This window comes from Candidatus Tisiphia endosymbiont of Empis tessellata (assembly GCF_964031035.1).
Lineage (GTDB): Bacteria > Pseudomonadota > Alphaproteobacteria > Rickettsiales > Rickettsiaceae > Tisiphia.
In genome coordinates this window covers 227,403-246,888 of the sequence record NZ_OZ034997.1, presented here as the reverse complement: position 1 = coordinate 246,888, position 19,486 = coordinate 227,403, and the positions used below count along the sequence as shown (strand labels likewise).

Below are 19,486 nucleotides of genomic sequence, written 5' to 3'. Positions count from 1 at the left end.
TATATACTTTATATATTAAATTATATTGAGGAATTATGAAAAATATTATCTTTTTAATTTTAACAATAATTCTATCATCTTGTGGTAGTACATCAAGTATACGTAACGCACAACCATCAGAGAGTCGGGTGGATATTAGTAATTATGATTACATAATTATTAATGATTTTAAGGATGGTACTAGCAAATCTTCTAATAATCCACATGTTATATCAGAAGGTAAGAGATTTGCCGATATGATAGCAAGTTCAATTAAATCTAAAAAATTATTCGACAAAGTTCAACGGAATGTTGACTCTACAGATAGGGCTATACTTATTGATAGGAAAATAACTAAGTATTCTGAGGGTAATGCTGTTATGCGTACACTAATTGGTGTTGGTGTTGGTAGTTCTCACTTTAACGCAAAAATTAATATAAAAGATAACGAGACAAAAAAATTGTTAGGTAGCATAGATGCTAATAAAATGAGTTGGGCACTAGGAGGGGTAATCGCTGGTTCTCAAGATGTTAAATCACATATGAATTCTGTTGCTTCTAACATCGCTTGTGAGTGTGAAATTGCTAAGAAAAAGAAGAAATAAGGCAAAAAAAATGGTAGTCTAGGATTAATCCTAGGCTACTTGACCTTCCATATTTCGTGTGTTTCCTTAGTCTTCTTCAAATTCAAAAGTTGTTTTAATAATTTGTGCAGTTAGTTGAGGATATATGTATTTAGCCAATCATCTCCTACCTTGGTTTCAACAATAAGTGGAATGGCTAATTTAGGTGAGTTCTCCATAGTGGTTTTGATTAGGTGAGTAACTACTTCTATTTCATCAATAGGAGACTCAAAAAGTAACTCGTCATGGATTTGTAGAATTAGCTTGGTTCTCAATTTTAATTTCCGTATCTTACGGTCAAGATCAATCATTGCCACTTTTATAATGTCTGCACTAGTTCCTTGAATTGGAGCATTGATTGCTGCCCTTTCAGCAAATTGCTGTAGGGAGTGTTTCTTATCATGGATTAAGGGAATAAAACATTTCCGTCCGAATAGGTTTAGGACATAACCATGTTCCTTGGCATAGTTTTTTATATATTCCATATATTTTTGAATTTCTGGATATTCTTCAAAATATTTTTTTATATATTCTGCTGCTTGTGAAGAGCTAATATTTAACTGTTTTGCCAGTCCAAAGCTACTGATACCATAAATAATACCAAAATTTATGGCTTTTGCTTTACGCCTATGTTCTAGTGTTAAATCTTTTTCAGTAATTTTAAATATATTACAAGCCGTTTTACTATGTATATCCTCACCATTAACAAAAGCTTGCTTTAAGGATGGTATATCTGCCATGCTACTTAAGATTCGGAGTTCAATTTGTGAATAGTCAGCTGAAATTAATTTATGCCCATATTCTGCAATAAAAGCTGCTCTGATTCTGTTGCCTTCTTTCGAGCGAACTGGCACATTCTGTAAGTTCGGATCTTGAGAACTAAGCCTACCAGTGCTAGTTGAAGTTTGTAAGAATGTGGTATGTACCCTATTAGTTATTGGATTTGCTTGCAGGGGTAAGCTATCTGTATAAGTATTTTTTAATTTAGTTAAATGACGCCATTTTAATAATAAATCGGCAATAGCAAAACCACTCTCGCTAATTTTTTCAAGTATTTCTGCACTAGTAGAATAAGACTTAGCTTTTGATGACAATTTACCAAAGGGTAGTTGCATTTTCTCAAACAAAATTTCTCCCAGTTGCTTTGGCGAGGCAATGTTAAACTTTATCCCAGTAATGGTAAAAATTTCCTGCTCTAATTTAGTAATTTCATTACCAAATTCACTTGATAGCTGTTTAAGATACTGTGAATCGATTTTAATCCCAGCTTTCTCCATTTTATCTATTATATAGCATAAAGGTAAATCAATTTCTTTGTATAGTGCTAAGGCATGATTATCCTTTAACTCTAACAATAGTTTTTGATAATCAGTACTAAAGCAAGTAATTATTTCTGCCATGGCTTCTAAATTATCCTTTTTCACCGAATCAAACGGGTCTTTTTGAGGTTTGCCAGCAGATATCAGATATTGCATTAGTTCTAGATCTTCAATCGATGCTATTTCACTATCTACAAAGAATTTTAATAATGATTTTAGTTTATAAGTGATTTTCTTAATAGACTTATTTTTTAGCAATTTGAGAATATCAGGTATAAACCATTGATGCAGATAATTTTGGCAAGAATCATCAGAAAGTAAATCAGATATATCGCTAGGGGTTCTAGCTGTAAACTTAATGTTGTAGCACTTATCATCAATAGATAAAATTATGGAAGGATTTTGTCCTAGATGATCTGATAGATAAATACTGATGACCCCATGCTCTTCAGCTTTAATCATCACAGAATCAAGCTGTTGTTTAGAAGATATCTCCTGAACTATAATTTGCTTAATAGGCAAGGATTCATTGGTAATTTGTATTTGAAATAAATTTTCCACTCGTTTGTTTAGAGATTTAAAACCATACTCTGCTAGAAAGTTAGAGATTTGCCTACTATCAGGTGGACTATATTGCAATAAACTAAAATCCAAGTCTATATCAACATTATAATTTAAACCAACTAGTTGCCAGGAAATTAATGCTAGATCCTTTGAGGAGTTAATGATTTCCCTTTGACGATCGTTACTGATTTGATCAAGAGAATTTAAAAGTTCTGCTAATGAACCAAACTGTTTTATAAGTGTTGCAGCAGTTTTAGGACCAATGCTTGGAACACCTGGTATATTATCTGACTTATCCCCAATCAAAGCCATTACTTCCCTGAGATTATTTGGTTCTACACCAAATTTTTCTATCACGTCATCTTCAGATATGTATTTTGCTTTTATAGGGTCATACATTTTAGTATGCGAATTAATTAATTGCATTAAATCTTTATCAGAAGATATAATAATAGTATTTTCTTGTAATGTAGTTGCTTTATTGGCTAGAGTGGCAATTATATCATCTGCCTCACAACCAGCTTTTTCAATTATTGGAAAATTTAGGCTACTTGCTGCTAGACGGATAAGTGGTAATTGATCATTCAAGTCCTTTGGTGTAGGAGGTCTATTTGCTTTATATTGCTCATAAATTTGGTGACGAAAATTCTTACCACCGGAATCAAGAATAATGACAGCATGCTTTGGCTTAAAATCGTTCAATAGCTTTAACAACATGGAGGTAAAACCATACAATGCTCCAACAGCTAAGCCACTCGGAGAAGTTAATGGTGGCTGAACATAGTATGCTCTGAAGACAAATCCATAACCATCAATTATTAATAAAGTATTTTTGTTAATTGTTTCGTTGGTCATTTTGTTATTAGGACAAATGTTGTTATTAGGACAAATGGTTATGTTTATGTAGTATACAACAATTATAATTTGCACTAAGCTTTATTAGTAATATTTTATAAAAATTATTATTTAAGCTGAAACAGTCTTTTCCACAGGTCTATAGATTGATATTTGAGTTTTTGACTTTTTGGACAAACAGTAAAAGCCGATGATTCCGACAAGGCAACAAATTGGAACTATAGAAATTGCCATAATAAAATCAAAGCGACTATAAATAGGTACAGCTGATTCACTTAGTAGCCCATCCCAGTTGTAAGATATTAAATTACTCATAATTTTATGGAAGAAATGTCCGAATGACATATTAATGCAATTGACTATCGCAATAGCAAGTCCAGCAGATTTATCTGTAACAAGGTTAGCTACAACAGTAAAAATTAGAACTTGATAACAACAAAAAATTCCTAATAAAAACATTAAAGAACTACTAATAAAGAAATTTAATGAAGGACAATATAATAGGATACTAAAAATTGCTATCGTTAGCAATCCAGTTATTATAATTATAAAATTAGATGATTTTGATAAATTAGCAATAAGTGCAAGTATTGGACCACCAAAACACATGCCTATATAAACGAATGAGGTAACCAAGTTACTTTCCATAGCATTCATTTGATAAACTTGTTTGAAGAATGGAATAGCCCATACGTCAGCAAAACCTTCTAATGCTCCTACCATTAGACCACCACAAACTCCAATAAATAAAATAGTAGGGTTTAATAATAGTTTCAATATTGAAGATTCAGGATCGCTAGTATTAGAATTACTTCTTATATCATCAGTTTTTACTAATAAAATCATTAGTCCAATGATAAATCCAACTAGAGCTAGACTATTAAAAGTTACGTCATAACCAAAATGTGTAAATAATAGCTTCATTGGAGTAATGCCAAATACTGCTCCAAGTAAGCCAAAGGTAAAGGAGAAGCCAAGCATTAAGGAATGATATTTAGTTGGGAAAGAGCTTCTAGTAATCTTAGCTACTGATAAAAAACCTACAGCAGAACCAGCTCCAATCATAAATCTACCAATGAGTAAGTAATTAAAATCAGTGCTAGCAACAAAAGTTAGAGTACCAAGAGAGGTAACTAAGATAGATAAGAATGTGACAATCCTAAAATTATCTAGCATTATACCAATTAGTAATTGCATTCCTGCATAACCTAGATAATAATATCCAGCAAACGTGCCAAATGCTATGGTATCAATGGCAAATTTTTGTATAATTTCTTCTCTAAGAATTCCAGTTGAGAGTCTTAATATAAATTGAAAAGCAAAAAACAGGGTGGCAAGAGACTATAGCAAAAGTGGTTTTTTTAAGGATAAAGCTTTATTCACAGGAAAATTTAAATTATAATTATGTTGTATTTTAAGGTAGCAAATTATAGTATCGATAATATTTTGTCAAACCTATTATTTTTATAAACCAGTTTGAATTATGGGTCAGTTTGAGGCATATTCGTTATTATTTATTGATAGTTTAGTAGGTAATTTAGTTGTAAGTTTAGATAGTGAATTAATCGTTCACTCTATGAGGATATTTGGTGTTTATAATAATTTAATAATAGTTACTGTCGCTACCATTGCTTCATTATTTGCTACTAGTATAAATTATTTCTTTGGTTTGATCTTATTAAAAATTTTTTATTATTCTAAAAATGAACAGGTTCATACTAACCACCAATCATTTTCCCAATTTTTTTTAAAATATAACATATTTATACTTTGGTTTATGATAATACCGTTATGGGGCAAATTTATTCCTTTAATTGCCGGTTTTACTAAAACAAAATTTTTAAGAGTTTTAGTTATTAGTGGTGCTGTCAAGTTATGTTATTATATTTGTATGATATAATTAGGGAATTTAATGAACCTTTATAGAGTCAATCCTTCTTCATCGTTTTTGGATATAGTAGCTGATTTTATTCTAGATAATTTTGCTAAAGAATCTATTAGCAATCTTAAAATTATATTGCCGAGTGGCTTTGCTTGTTTAAATTTACAAAATATTTTGATTAAGAAGCAAAATATTGCGATTTTACCGAATATTATCCCTTTTTCCAATATTATGGCTGAAGGTGAGGAAATATTTGGTATTACATCAGAAAATCTAGAGCCTATAACCTTTTTGCAAGAGAGAATTATATTAGCAGAAATCATCCATAATTACCCTAAGCTACAATTCAGTATAACACAATCTTTACAGTTTTGTTCAACAATAGCAGAGTTATTTTATCAGCTAGCTTGTAATGATTTATCAATAGATTCTGTAAATGAAATAGAAAAAATGAATCCATCAAAACATTGGAATGTTATTTATGAATTTCTTAAATATACTCATCAGCAATGGAAAAAACAGATAGGATTGCTAGATCGTGTAAATTATCAAATAACTATGATGGAAGCAGAGATAGCACGGTTGAAAAGAGCTGATACCAATTTAATAGTAGCGGGTATCATGGGTCACAATCTTATATCATGGAATTTCTTAAAGAATGTTGCTAATTTACCATGTGGTTTTATAATTTTACCGCCTATTAGTAATAGACCTCTATTAGAATATGATAATCCAGAAGAAGATTATTTATATAGCCTAAAAAAATTACTGACAATTCTAAATAAAGATTTATCAGATTTTCAGCCTTTAGGTAATGAGCAGCAACATCATTCTATTTTAGATCAGATAATTTTTGAGGATATAGTTAATTCAGGAGAATTAGATAGTAGGCACGATGGAGCGAAGCCTATAGATAATAATAGGCGAGCGATCGAAGACGATGTCACAAAATTCTCATCAATTGACTATAAAGATTTAAAAACTAGCGAGTCTATAGATTGCATAAAATATTTTGAGCTTGAGGATATTTTTCAAGAAGCAGAACAAATAAGCCTGATCTGCAAACAGTATAGTGATAAGAAGATAGCTATTATTGTTAATAATCAAACAAGCAAAAGTTTTTACTGTAATTTTTTGACCAAATATTCTTTGGAATTCCAAGATTTACTAGGTGATAATTTAACAAAAACGCTAGTTAGTTCTCTAATAATTTCTGTTAGTGAAATATTATGTAATGATTTTGATATAAAAAAGTTATTCTTACTATTAAAGAATCCTTTTATTAATTGTAAATTAGTACCAAAATTAGAACTATTAATGAGCGGTAAGAACCGTTTTATACGGCAACCTAGTCATATGCTGTCTTTAGTAGAAAAAACCAATGATGATGCATTAATAAAGTGGTGTAAGAAACTAATAGACTTACTTTATATAAATAGTGGTAGTAGTTTTGTTAAAATATTAAAATCCTCGATTAAGATTGCTGAAAAACTTTATCCAAATATTTGGTATGAACAGCCGGCTACTGAACTATCAACTTTTTTATCTAGCTTAATCAAAGATAATTGTGATCTAACATTAAGTAATAAAAAATGCTTTCCAGAGTTACTTAAATCTTTAATGTTTAGTTGTAAGTATTTTGCACATAATAATTATTCTAAAAATATAATTATTGGTAAAGCTGAAGATTTAATGTTACTTAAATTTGACCTAGTAATTTTAGCCGACTTTAATCAAGGGAGCTTAGCTTCGTCATCAGCTGTGAATCAGTGGATTAATGAGCAGACGCTTAAAAAATTACATATTGCTACTGGATATACCATACATCAATATTATTTCTATTTATTTTTGTATAATGCTCAAGTGATAATTACTAGAGCAAAAAGACAAGATAGTAAAGCTGGTTTGTTACCATCAAATTTATTATTAAAATTGCAATTTATTTTACAGAAAAGTTTGATTTCAGAAAATTATTTAACATATTTATCAGAAAATAACTTAGTGGATGTACCAAATAATGTTAATATGGTTGAGTCAATTATAACTAATCCTATTAATATTAGTTCCAATTTACAGGATGATTTAAAAATCATAGGGGAAATAAACTCTAATCCTCATTGCGAGGAGGTCGTAGAATCGACAAAGCAATCCAAGAAAACTTATACTAATCTAGATTGCTTATTTGCTGCTAAAACAGTTCCTCGCAATGACGTTAATTTACTTAGTTACGTTAGTAGTCCAATTTTTCCTGAGATAATCTCAGTTACTGATATAGAAATGTTGGTACGGAATCCTTATAGTTTCTATGCTAAGAAGATTTTGAATTTGAGAAGCAAGGATATGATAGGGCAGGAGCCTAAAATATCTGAATTTGGTAGTTTTGTTCATAAGGTCTTAGAACAATATTCTAAAAATTATGATAAGTTAGAAAATAACAAAGTTGGATTAATATTGGAAATTAGTAATAATATTTTACAGAATACTATTCTGCCAGCCTATACACAAAAAATTTGGCAAATAAAATTTATTCCTATTGCTGAGTCTTTTATTGAGTTTGATGAAAAACGCAGAAGTGATTTCCAATATGTTTATTCAGAATGTAGAGGAGAAATTTTGTTAAATATTGGAGGGCAAGAATTAACAATAATTGGAGTTGCTGATAGAATTGAGGTAGATGAGCTTGGAGCAGCTGTCATTATCGATTATAAGACTGGTAGCTTACCGAGTAAAAAAGATGTAGAAGCTGGATTATCTCCGCAGTTAATCATTGAAGGCTTAATGTTACAGGAAGGTGGTTTTGCTATGAAAGTTCATAGCGTTAAACAGGTTACTTATGTAAAAATTTCTAGCTCGAAGCCAATAATCCAAACTTTGGAAATAGACTTAACGAAAGAAGACTTAGATCGTCATAAACAGGGGATGATGCGAGTACTAGAATATTATGTAATGAATAAAAACTTTCCATATGATATTGATTTACTAAAGTATGACGACTATGCACATTTGGCAAGGAGAGATTTATGAAGAAAATAGCTCGGAGTCATTGCAAGAAGCTACTTTTAGTAGCGACTAAGCAATCTAATTAATGTGGATTGCCACTATGCTCACGTGGTCTCGCAATGACGGGTTTTAACTTTCGCAGTTATGGCATAACACCCTAGGCTATTAAACCGATGTCTTACATCAATATTTGAGGTTATAATACACTAATTGTCTATTTGTTCTTGAATTTATTAGTTTAAAATGCTTATATAAAATCATTTTCAAAACCCACTATCCAAATCAGTGTATCATTATGTTAGAAGAAGATAGTTTTATTACTAATCTAGTAGATCAGGAATTTTCAGTTACTGAAATTTCTAGTAAGATCAAGGAGTTGCTAGAGAATAATTTTGGTTATATTAGAGTAAAGGGTGAAATTTCTGGTCTTAAGATAGCAACTTCTGGTCATGGTTACTTTAATCTTAAAGAAAATACAGCTATTCTAGCCTGTACTTGTTGGCGTCCTGTACTTGCAAAAATTAAGTTTGTACCAATTGATGGTATGGAAGTGGTAGCTAGAGGTAAGCTTTCTGGGTATGCAGGAAATTCACGATATCAGCTATCGGTAGAAGTCCTTGAACCTGCAGGTCTTGGTGCTATCATGCAAATTCTCAAGGAGCGGCAAGAGAGATTAGAAAAAGAAGGTATATTCAATAAACAAAAAAAGCCACTACCTTTTCTGCCTAATAAGATTGGGGTGGTTACATCAATGACTGGGGCGGTAATTAAGGACATAATACACCGTATTAATGACCGCTGTCCATCTCATATATTAGTATGGCCAGTTGCTGTTCAAGGCGAAAATGCTGCAAGTGAAATTGCTAGTGCTATTTCAGGATTTAATGAATTAGATAAAGATATAAAACCCGATATTATAATTGTTGCAAGGGGAGGGGGGTCTATAGAAGATCTGTGGGCTTTCAATGAAGAGGTAGTAGTACGGAGCGTATTTAATTCAGCTATTCCTATTATTTCTGCAGTTGGACATGAAGTGGATAATACTTTAATCGATTTGGTAGCTGACAGGCGAGCCCCCACACCAACTGCTGCAGCTGAATTTGCTGTACCTGTGCTTTCTAATTTACATTATACAATCAGTTCGTATTATGATGCATTATGCAGTCGTATTAATCAGCTAGTTAAATATGAACAGCAAGCAGTTAACTCTAATACTGACATTTTTAGGAGTATAACTACTTATATAGACTATAATCAACAACTTCTTGATGAACTAAGTTTTAGATTAACAGATTCTTTGCCTAACCTACTCAGATTTAAAGTGGCAAAACTTGACTCACTTAATATAGAAATATTAAATCCTCTAAAAATAGTTAATTATCAGTCGTTGGAATTAGTGCATCAATCTAATTATATGCTAAAATCTATTAGCACTAAGTTAAAAAATTATGAGCATCAATTAAATTTAAATAATTTGCTACTTACAAGTCTAGATTATAAAACTGTACTAAAACGTGGCTTTGCGGTAATTAAATCAGAAAATGGAGAATTTATAATATCAAAAGTTGTTGCAAGCAAAAAACAAGAATTTAATATTAAGTTCTTTGACGGTGATATTAATGTATGCTGCAAAAACTTGGAATAGACCTTAATTAGGAGAACTAATGCAAAATGCAAGTACTTAAAAGTATCATCCCGATTATTATTATTGTGCAAAACTTTTTTACCTTTGCTAATCCTGAGGATAGTAGTAATCAACTATCTAATATTCAGGACAAATATTTTACTCAATGTACTGAAGAAATGTCTGATAAAGATAATCTGCTTGTTGATTGGTATCCACTAGAACCCTACCAATTTAGTCATATAGCTAAAAATGGTCACTATTGTGTTACTGGCTTAGATATTGAATTAATTAATAGTATTAGTAGTAAAATTAGCATTGGCGTACAATATACTGATTCTGTGTGGGAGCGAGCAATATCAAATATAGGGCATGGTGACAGTGATATGGTGGCGGGAGCTACTTATACTGCTGAGAGAGCAGACTTTGCCAATTTTTCTCTTCCATATCGATTTGAAGAAATTTCCTTATTTACTTTACGTTCAACAAAAAAACATTTGAGTTTTAGTAATATAAATGAATTTTTAGCTCAGATACGTTTACTAAATTTCCGTCTTGGTATAATTAAAAAAGCTGTTTATGGTGATGCAAGAACGACTGACTACCTAAATCAGATGAGTAATAACGATATTATCATTAAATATGGAAGTAATCTAGAGTTATTTCATGGGTTGCTACGTAATGAAATTGATGGGTTTCTTGCTGACAGAATTTCAGGGGTAGCTCTTTCATTAAACTATATTAAAAAAGATCAAATAGAAGAAATCCCTACTGGTATTAAAACCCCTGTACATTTAATGTTCAGTAAGAAAACTGTAACTCCTAACATAGTTGCACGGTTTAACGATTCAATAAAAGAATTTGTCGATAGCGATGAATATAAAAAAATCGTTAAAAGCTATATATATCATATTTTATTGCCAAAATCTATTGATTCAGAATGGTGTTATATTATTGGAGTTATCGGGAGTATAGCATTCGCGATTTCTGCTATCACTATATCCTCTAAAACAAATGCCACGTTGTTTGGTACTTTTGTATTAGCAATGTTACCATCTCTATTAGGATGTATTTTACTCGATATTATAATAGTGCACCATGGTTATAATATAAATCTTGTTTTGACTCCATATTATACTTTTCGTGTTTTTATAACGGTACTTATTGGCTTCTTTACCGTTAAACTCCTAGCTTATTATAATAATCAGTTATATGAGGATAGTTTTATCCAAAAAATATGGAGTAATACTCTTGTTATTTGTGATTCTTTAGGGCAGGCATCCTTTATGATAATTGGCGTTGTAACCGTAATTGTACAAAGAATTGAACCGTTAGAGTTTTGGGGACCATGTTTTGCGTGTTTGACTTCTAGTGCTGGTATAATATTGCGGAATTTAATTTGTAAGCATGACAAGAATATGGAGTATATACCTAGAGAAGTTAATTTTGAAATATTCATATTATGGGGTGGAATTTTTAGTATATTATTAGATGTTTATGCTTATAATCCTAATTATAATACAATAAAATATTCTATGATTACAGTAATTGCAGGTGCTTTTGTCAGTAGGTTTTTAGTTCACTACTATAATATTCCAAACTTAACTTTTCGTTCGGATAATGGAAGTACAACTGTTGAAAGTTAAAAACCATCATTGCGAGGAGGCATGAGCCGACGCAGCAATCCACAAAAATATAATAAGTAATTTGGATTGCTGCGTCGCCACTAAAGCGGTTTCTCGCAATGACGTTTAACTAAAAGTTGTATACATCTTACTAATTTTGTGTGCATTGCCTAGGGTAGTGGGGTCTAAAATAACTTGATTCGATGTAACTTGTTATATCAAATTCAGGTTAAGCTAAGATTAACATATGGCTAAAACCTTCTTAGGTTAACTATAAATAAAGGAGAATTAGATATGAGTAAAACAAATGATAAGGTATCAATTTTTACTAAAGCCGTTAAGCAAGTTTTTAAATCGGCTAATCATACTTTAAAAAATCTACAAGAAAATATTTATAAAAAAGAAAAAGAAGTATTAGATATAAAGAACCTCAAAGATAAAGAAAAAATTGCCAAACAATCAGCAAAAATAGAAAAAAAGATAAAAAAAATAGAGGAATATAAAAAATTAGTTGAGCAAAGGCAAGCGGATTTATTAGCAGAAATTACTAAGTATAAAGAGTTAATTGCATTAGCAAGGCAAAAACCTCAAGAAAAAAAGACAAGAGAACAACTGAAGTCATGGGAAGAAAAACTTAATGCATGCAACAAAGAGATAGAGGATTATAACAAGTTAGTTAACTCACATGACAAACAGCAAGCAGTAAAGGAGACAAAACAGGAACAAAAGCAGCAAGAACAACAGCAAAAGCAAGAAAAAAAGGAGATAAAGCAGCAGCAAAAGCGAGTACTTTCCTATCAAGAAGAAAAAGAAAAATTTTTTAAAATATGTAGCGATATTTTAAAAGATCAAACTCGTTTAGAGAAAATATTATCTCCTTTAGCAGAGCCTAGAACAAAAGAAAAAGGTATTGGTAAAGGGCAGGCATTTAAAGCTGCCATAGAGGGTATACAATTCGCAGTAAGTCATGCTAAAACAACTGTTGGTGTTATAACTTCAGGAGGGTTTTATGCTAAGGAAATAGAGAAATTACAGAAAATATTAAATGGTGAAGAAAAATACGATCCATCTAACCTTCCTTTCTTTATAAAATTATTACAAGATCCTGATACAAAAATATTTCTTACTCAGAATGTCGAAATAATTAATGGATTAGTAGAAAATCTTGCTCCAATTCTTACCAAGATTGCATTAAAAGAGTTGGGGAAAATAGATGAGATACAAAAAGATTTTAACTCTAAAAAAGATTATATACAGAAATTACCGGAACTAGACAAAGAATTACAAGAGCTAAAATCGTTTGCAACAAGAAAAGAATCTAAAATTAAAGAATTAGAAGAAAAAATTGATTCTTTAAAATCTCTACAAGCCAAGTATGATAGGGCTATTTTATTACAAGAATTAAAGAAAGCTGGTTTTGATGAAAAATATATAAACAGTCAATTATTACCTATTGTCAAAAATACCGTTGTTGAGATACTTAAAACCCCTGAAAATATTATAGAAATTGTGCAGCTAACTGCTGACAGAGCTTTATCTGACGACCCTCAAGTAAAAAAAGATTTACTTGGTACAATATTAGATAAAATAGATATTAGTGTACTTATAAAAAATGATATACTATCTAAATTCTTAATTAATGATGGAGAAAATATAGCAAAAGCATCGCAAATAATTATTGAATCCAATACAGAATTGCAGGGAACGCTTAGTAGCTTGGGAATAGGAAAAGAATTATTACCAAAAATAGTACCTGTACTTTCAGAACTTATTGGTAACGTTTTAGCAGACCATGAAGGGGTTAGTAATATATATGAAGATTTAAAGCCAGTTATATTGAATGATACTGATGATAAAGTGCAAGAGGCTAAAACTATTTCGGAAGTAAGTCACCTAGATAAACAAGGTGGAGCTAAAAAACTTGCTATTATTAAACAGTTACCTAATATTTTGTTACAAGATGCAACCTTAACAACATTAAAGGAGAAATTGCCAGATGTTTTAGCAAAAAATAAAACAGAGATTGCCAATATTGCTGTTCAAGTTCTGCCAAAATTACTTGAAACACTAAAGAGTAATGCTAAATCTTTGGCTCAAAGCAATACTCAAAATTTAGAAAAGGAGGATATTTATAAAGTAGTAGCATCACCTATTGTCCCAATTTTAGCTAATGTGAGCCCTGAATTTTATGGGAAGGTAATTCCTATAGCTATTGATGTGCTACAAAATACCATGAAAGCGGTAAGTCTAGAACAAATAAAGGAACTTTATCAAGATATACAAACAATAACTCAGGAAACTGCTGATATTGAGTTAAAAGATCAAGCTACAGAAAGAGTAATTAAACAATTTATAGGACTACTTGAAAATGCAGATATCCAGCAAAATATAAAGGAGGATTTGCCAAATTTACTTAGAGAAAATACAGAAACTATCAAGGCTATAGTTAATAATATTAGTAATAATAATCCCCAAATTGCAAGATATGCTGTACCACAAGAATTGATAGATGCTACAGTACCATTAATGGTTGATATAGTATCAGCTGGTCTTAGTACAGTGCCAGAGCTAGTTGGAATTAATAGTAATTTAGCTAAGTACCAAAATGAAGCTAGTAATGAGGCTTCGCTAGGAATTTTGTCTAATATAATTGATGATGTAGGTAGGGTTGCTCAAAATATTACTCCTCTATTAACTAAGAGCATCCCTGCTTATTTACAACAAAATAAAGCTACTATTTTAGCAGTTACAAAGAATGTAACTGAGCAAGAAGAGATTAAAAATGTCCTATATCCCGCTGGAGTTAAACCTGAGCTGGTATTAAAGATGGCTGAGTTAGCTATTGATACTGTTCCACAAATATTACCAATAGCAACTGATTTGGTTAATGCTACTTTAAAAGATAAAGAGGGGGTAACAACTATTATTACTAAAATTCAAGACCTGGTAAATAGTCCTGAAGAAGAGAAAATTGCTCAAGCTGTTACAGTAGCAGATTCTATTTTAGATTTTATAAATAAACCAAAAAATGCATATGTGAGGAAAATAATTATGATAAAGATATTCCAAAGTTTCTTGGCAAGAATGCTGAGCGATTTGGTGCTGTAGTTGATGAATTTCTCAATACAACAGTTGTGGGTAGGAATTTAAAAGTAAAAGGTCAGGAAATTATTGAATTAGCTAGCAACAAGATACCAGATTTAACAAAGATAGCCGAACAATTTAAGATTGGTAATTATAACATGGTTATGTTCGGGATATTCAAATTGTTATCTGACAAGAAATTAATAGGAATAGTATCAAACACATTAGTTGAAGGGGCTAGATTCCTAATACAAAGAAGTTTTACCTCACTGAGAACACGTAGACAAAAATGGAGTAAATCTTTAGGCAAAATTCATTTTGCTTTTTCTGAGAAAGATTCTCAACAGAGTTCTCAGCAAATAGATGGACAGAAACTTGATTTAAGTGAGTTACTGCAACAACAAGCTGATGCCACTGATATTGGTACAATTTCAAAAGCTGTAGAATATTCTCTAATAAGTAAAGATTTCAGAGGTTTTGTTTTTGACAAAGAAAATCCGATACCTACTAAAAATGTTATAGTTAATGGGTTTAATTTTGATAAGGCGATATTTAAAGAACGTTCTTTTCAAAATAGTGAAATTAGCAATTGCTCTTTTAAAGGAGCTATTTTTAAAGATAAAATTAGTTTCGAAGGGACAACTATTGATGCAAAATCTTTAAAAACTCTTTTGCCTGCAATTAATCAATATAATAAAAATCATGCAAATAATAAAATAACTTTAGATGATGTTAAAATTGTTAGCGATATAAGTGGGCTAACATTTAAAGATATTTCTATGAAAGGCACGGATTTGACTGAGGCACAATTTACTTCAGAAGACTCTAAGAGGAAGGCAATTACTAAAGCTACGTTTGATCAGGTTAGTTTTGACGATAGGACGAAATTACCTGAACATAAAAAAGATGTTCAAAGTGAGGCTAGAAAAATAGGTCAAGAAGCAACCAGTTATGTGGCAAAGAGTACTAAAAGCAAGAATAGTGAAATGGTCATTAATGATATAAAGGATAGTGTATCTAAACATGTTGTGCCAAATGGAACATCTAACAGCGATATAAAACATTTGCCATATCCCAAGTCTAAACAAACAGCAATTGTTGGAAACGTAATATATATATACTGCTCGTAAATGAAGAGTTGATAGACGATAGAATTAAAATCATGATAGTAGCGGGAATTACCAAGTTGAGCAGCGTAGCGTATGTGAGTAACGGAGCAGTACATATCTTTGGTTGAGGGAATCTTAATTCTTGAAGTTTACCGAGGATACTGGACTGAAAAATCAAGACAAAAAAATAATAATGTTGTTTCCCATTTTTGCATTTTTCAAGCTGCAATTTGTTCATAATTTTGTATAGAATTTAGATAGATATTCATAGGCTTTTTATAACCAATACTTGAATGGAATCTTCTATAATTATAGTGATTGATGTAATCATCAATACCACTCTTTAGCTCTTTAACATCTTTAAAATCATTAATAAATATACAATTATATTTTAAAGTTCGGAAAAATCTCTCTATAATTATATTATCAATACTTCTTCCTTTACTATTCATCGAAACTTTAATGTTATGCTCTTGTAAAATTTCAATGTGTTCATGACTAGTATATTAACTGCCCTGATCACTATTAAATATCTGCGGTGCAGGATATTTGTTAAGTGCATCATGCAATACTTCAGTTACCAAACTTACATCCATACTATTTGACAATTTATAACTCAACACAGCTCTACTATGCCAATCTATAATTGCCGCCATGTACATAAATCCCGAATTAGTTCTAACATAAGTGATATCTCCGCTCCAAACCTCGTTAGCGTTAGGTACATCTACAGTTTTACTTGTACCTAGATTAGACCAATATTTATCAAGCAAATAACTATAAATTTTATGCTGTTTATCTTTTCCAGATATTAACTTTTTCCTCTTTGGATAAATAGCCTCTATGCCAATCATGTTCATATATTTTAGAACCCGATCCTTACCAATAACCAAGCCATCTTCTAATAATTGTCTATGGATATAACGATAACCAAATTCAGGATTATCAGTATATATTTCATCTATTTTATTTAAAATATTTAAGTTATACCCACTAAATGGTTTTGCTTTATAGTACATTGAAGAACGATTAATCTTTAATAATTCATATTTCCTTGTCTTTGGTAACATTGCTAGCTTGGAATCGACAAGTTCTTTTCTATTTGATAAGTCCAAGCTTTGTAGCTTTCCCACAGCCCAATCTCTCTCTACTATTGTTTTTCCAAGAGTTTTCGCTAATTCATCATTTTGTTCTTTCAGCATATTAATTTGTTCCTGATATTTACTTACCAGTTTTGCTGGTTCAAAAGCCAATGCTGCATTTGATATAAATTATTTTTTCCAATTACTAATTGTCTTGGAGTTTATCTCATATTTTGATGCTATCACTGATAATGGACTCTCTTCTTTCAGCACTTCTAATACTATCCTAGTTTTTTCTTCAGCACTAAAAACTTTTACTTTTTCTTTTGTCATTTTTTCTCCTAATTTTTTCTTATTATTTTATCTTAATTAGGAAACTTTTAACTCTATTTTTTTGTCCATTTTCTTCAGTCCATTATAGAGTATATTAAATTATAAAACTACTTGACATGGTTTTTTTTATAGTTTAGGTTGCTTGGAAATGAGCATGGGTATTAAATGGATGCAGTAAATTCTTCTTGCAATATGTGGAATAGGGCTAGAAATAGTAAATTTAGACACGTTGTTTGGCCTATTAGATCTAACGAGTTAGTAAAGTTTATACCTATGGCTTTACTAATGTTTTGTATTCTCCTTAACCAAAATCTAGTACGTAGTATCAAAGATAGCTTGGTAGTGACATTAATTAGTACGGAAGTTTTAAGCTTTATAAAACTTTGGGGTGAGATGCCTATGGGTGTCTTATTTGTCATTCTTTACTCCAAACTTTGTAATATTATGACAACTGAGCAAGTGTTTAGGATAGTAGTATCTTTTTTCTTGGGATTCTTCATATTATTTGGTTTTGTGTTGTTTCCATACCGGGAATATCTTCATCCAGATCCTGAAGTAATAGAATATTATGTTACCGTACTTCCACATTTAAAATGGTTTATCATCATTTGGGGAAAATGGAGTATTGTGTTATTTTATATAATGGGGGAGTTGTGGCCAGTAATTGTATTTACACTATTATACTGGCAACTTGCTAATAAGATTACCAGTATTGAAGAAGCTCCAAGATTTTATACGTTTTTTTCCTTATTTGGTCAAACTAACTTACTAATATCTGGCAGTATAATTATATATTTTGCCAAAGGTGAACATTTTTTGTTACCTCTATTTTCCCATCTTAACGACAAAACAGAAATTCTCCTTAAATCGTTTATGCTAATCATTATAATTTCCGGTCTAATTTGTTTAATCTTGCATAGATTTGTTGAATTGAAAATTATAGAAACTACTAAAAATATTAGATTCAAAAATAAAAGAACCGATATACTAAAATTGGGGTTAGTTGACAGCAGCAAAATAATTTTTACATCTAAATATTTAGGAATTATTTGTGTATTAATGATTTCATATTCCATGACAATCAACCTAATTGAAGGATTATGGATGTCTAAAACCAAGCAATTATACCCTAGTACCCAAGCATTTATATCTTACACTGGTGAGGTGTTTTTTTGGACAGGAGTACTTACTTTAATTTGTGCTTTTCTAGGTAGTAGTTTAGTTAGGGTTTGTGGTTGGTTTTGGGGAGCAGTGATCACCCCTATCGTAACACTGTTATCAGGTATGATGTTTTTTACCTTTGTTGTACTAGAAAAACCTTTATTGGCAATTATGACTGGTCTTAGTTATTTTTCTCCATTAATGATAATTGTTTTTGTAGGTGGTTTGTGGCATGTTTTAGGGAAAAGCGTAAAATATTCATTGTTTGATTCTACTAAAGAAATGGTATATATACCTCTTGATAATGAAATGAAAACTAAGGGAAAGGCAGCAGTAGATGTACTTGGATACAAAGTAGGAAAATCTTCTGGAGCAATTATTCAATTTGTCTCTTTCAGTATTTTCCCAAATGCTGTACATAATGATCTAGCTGGTTTTTTGATGGTTGTTTTTCTTGTTGTTTGTGTAGCTTGGATTTTGGGTGTAAAAGTCTTAAATCGATATTACAAAAACTTACTAAGGTCTAACAATTATAATCCTTAAAATTGATTATTTGTGCTGTCTTAATATCTATATTAGAGTGGGAGGTAGCCACAATAACTCCACCATTATTTGCTTTCAAAATGATCAAGTTATATAGTAATTCTTTGTTTTCTTGATCTAGGTTTGCTTCTACTTCATCTAATAGCCATAAATTTGACTGGCAAGCAATGAGTTTTGCTAAGGCAACTTTCTTTTGGTTACCAGCAGACAGCTTGTAACATTTCTCATGCAAAATATTATGTAACTTGAAATAGTATATCGAAGATTCTAAAGCTTCAAGGGAATCATAAATTGTAGACCAAAATTTTAGATGCTCTAATACAGTTATTTGGGATTTTAATCCAAGATTATGTCCAATATAATTACAATAAGGTTTCTTTAAATATTTACAGTTCAATGATCTATACAAAACATTGCCACTTGTTGGATTTTGTATATTAGCTACAATTCTAAGTAGTGAAGTCTTCCCGCAACCATTTGCTCCCTGTAAATAAACTATAGATGATGGTAAAAAAGTCATACTAATATTAGTGAAGATAGTTTTTTCGTCTATAATAAGAGTGAGTTGTTCAAATGACAGCATTTATACGATTCTAAGAAATTTTTTATATAATTTACTTCAAATATTTATTTTTTCAAGTTAAGTTAAATGAAAGGCTTAGTGGTAGGTATTTTTAAGTGTATACTCAAAGTATGCCAATTC

General features: G+C 30.8%; 14 protein-coding genes. 8 read left to right on the top strand and 6 right to left on the bottom strand.

The window, feature by feature from the left end:
* Window positions 1–35 precede the first annotated feature (35 nt).
* The gene (locus AAHM86_RS01265) at window positions 36–584 is read left to right on the top strand and encodes a DUF4410 domain-containing protein (protein WP_342268002.1); all 549 of its coding nucleotides are present in this window, start codon (window positions 36–38) and stop codon (window positions 582–584) included.
* Between the two features lie 110 nt (window positions 585–694).
* Here AAHM86_RS01265 and polA read toward each other — a convergent pair whose 3' ends face one another.
* Complete coding sequence (gene polA / locus AAHM86_RS01260) at window positions 695–3,340, bottom strand: DNA polymerase I (RefSeq protein WP_342268001.1); 2,646 nt, start codon at window positions 3,338–3,340, stop codon at window positions 695–697.
* A 111-nt stretch (window positions 3,341–3,451) separates the two neighbouring features.
* On the bottom strand, window positions 3,452–4,669 hold the full coding sequence (locus AAHM86_RS01255; RefSeq protein ID WP_342268338.1) for an MFS transporter: 1,218 nt from the start codon (window positions 4,667–4,669) through the stop codon (window positions 3,452–3,454).
* Between the two features lie 154 nt (window positions 4,670–4,823).
* On the opposite strand from AAHM86_RS01255, the gene AAHM86_RS01250 reads away from it, so the two are divergent.
* The 6 genes from AAHM86_RS01250 to AAHM86_RS01225 all read left to right on the top strand — a co-directional run bounded on the left by AAHM86_RS01250 (window position 4,824) and on the right by AAHM86_RS01225 (window position 15,685).
* On the top strand, window positions 4,824–5,240 hold the full coding sequence (locus tag AAHM86_RS01250) for a DedA family protein (RefSeq protein WP_342268000.1): 417 nt from the start codon (window positions 4,824–4,826) through the stop codon (window positions 5,238–5,240).
* A gap of 12 nt (window positions 5,241–5,252) precedes the next feature.
* Window positions 5,253–8,246, top strand: a complete 2,994-nt coding sequence (locus AAHM86_RS01245; protein WP_342267999.1) for a PD-(D/E)XK nuclease family protein — start codon at window positions 5,253–5,255, stop codon at window positions 8,244–8,246.
* Between the two features lie 271 nt (window positions 8,247–8,517).
* Window positions 8,518–9,867: an exodeoxyribonuclease VII large subunit gene (xseA, locus tag AAHM86_RS01240; protein ID WP_342267998.1), complete on the top strand. Its 1,350-nt coding sequence runs from the start codon at window positions 8,518–8,520 to the stop codon at window positions 9,865–9,867.
* Between the two features lie 26 nt (window positions 9,868–9,893).
* Window positions 9,894–11,492 carry a transporter substrate-binding domain-containing protein gene (locus tag AAHM86_RS01235; protein ID WP_342267997.1) on the top strand — a complete coding sequence of 533 codons (1,599 nt, stop codon included), beginning with the start codon at window positions 9,894–9,896 and terminating at the stop codon, window positions 11,490–11,492.
* Window positions 11,493–11,765: 273 nt separating this feature from the next.
* The gene (locus AAHM86_RS01230; protein WP_342267996.1) at window positions 11,766–14,579 is read left to right on the top strand and encodes a hypothetical protein; all 2,814 of its coding nucleotides are present in this window, start codon (window positions 11,766–11,768) and stop codon (window positions 14,577–14,579) included.
* Window positions 14,580–14,605: 26 nt separating this feature from the next.
* Entirely contained in the window at window positions 14,606–15,685 is a 1,080-nt protein-coding gene (locus AAHM86_RS01225) for a hypothetical protein (protein ID WP_342267995.1), read from the top strand.
* Between the two features lie 197 nt (window positions 15,686–15,882).
* Here AAHM86_RS01225 and AAHM86_RS01220 read toward each other — a convergent pair whose 3' ends face one another.
* From AAHM86_RS01220 to AAHM86_RS01210, 3 genes are read right to left on the bottom strand one after another with little or no spacing between them, the layout of a single operon-like run.
* Entirely contained in the window at window positions 15,883–16,128 is a 246-nt protein-coding gene (locus AAHM86_RS01220; RefSeq protein WP_342268337.1) for an integrase core domain-containing protein, read from the bottom strand.
* A 42-nt stretch (window positions 16,129–16,170) separates the two neighbouring features.
* Window positions 16,171–16,917, bottom strand: a complete 747-nt coding sequence (locus AAHM86_RS01215) for a DDE-type integrase/transposase/recombinase (RefSeq protein WP_342267994.1) — start codon at window positions 16,915–16,917, stop codon at window positions 16,171–16,173.
* A gap of 18 nt (window positions 16,918–16,935) precedes the next feature.
* Window positions 16,936–17,079, bottom strand: a complete 144-nt coding sequence (locus tag AAHM86_RS01210; RefSeq protein WP_342267993.1) for a transposase — start codon at window positions 17,077–17,079, stop codon at window positions 16,936–16,938.
* A gap of 165 nt (window positions 17,080–17,244) precedes the next feature.
* On the opposite strand from AAHM86_RS01210, the gene AAHM86_RS01205 reads away from it, so the two are divergent.
* Window positions 17,245–18,783, top strand: a complete 1,539-nt coding sequence (locus AAHM86_RS01205; RefSeq protein ID WP_342267992.1) for an NTP/NDP exchange transporter — start codon at window positions 17,245–17,247, stop codon at window positions 18,781–18,783.
* On the opposite strand, the gene ccmA is transcribed toward AAHM86_RS01205, so the two are convergent.
* The gene (gene ccmA / locus AAHM86_RS01200) at window positions 18,764–19,366 is read right to left on the bottom strand and encodes a heme ABC exporter ATP-binding protein CcmA (RefSeq protein ID WP_341747448.1); all 603 of its coding nucleotides are present in this window, start codon (window positions 19,364–19,366) and stop codon (window positions 18,764–18,766) included. The genes AAHM86_RS01205 and ccmA overlap by 20 nt on opposite strands.
* Window positions 19,367–19,486: the final 120 nt, after the last annotated feature.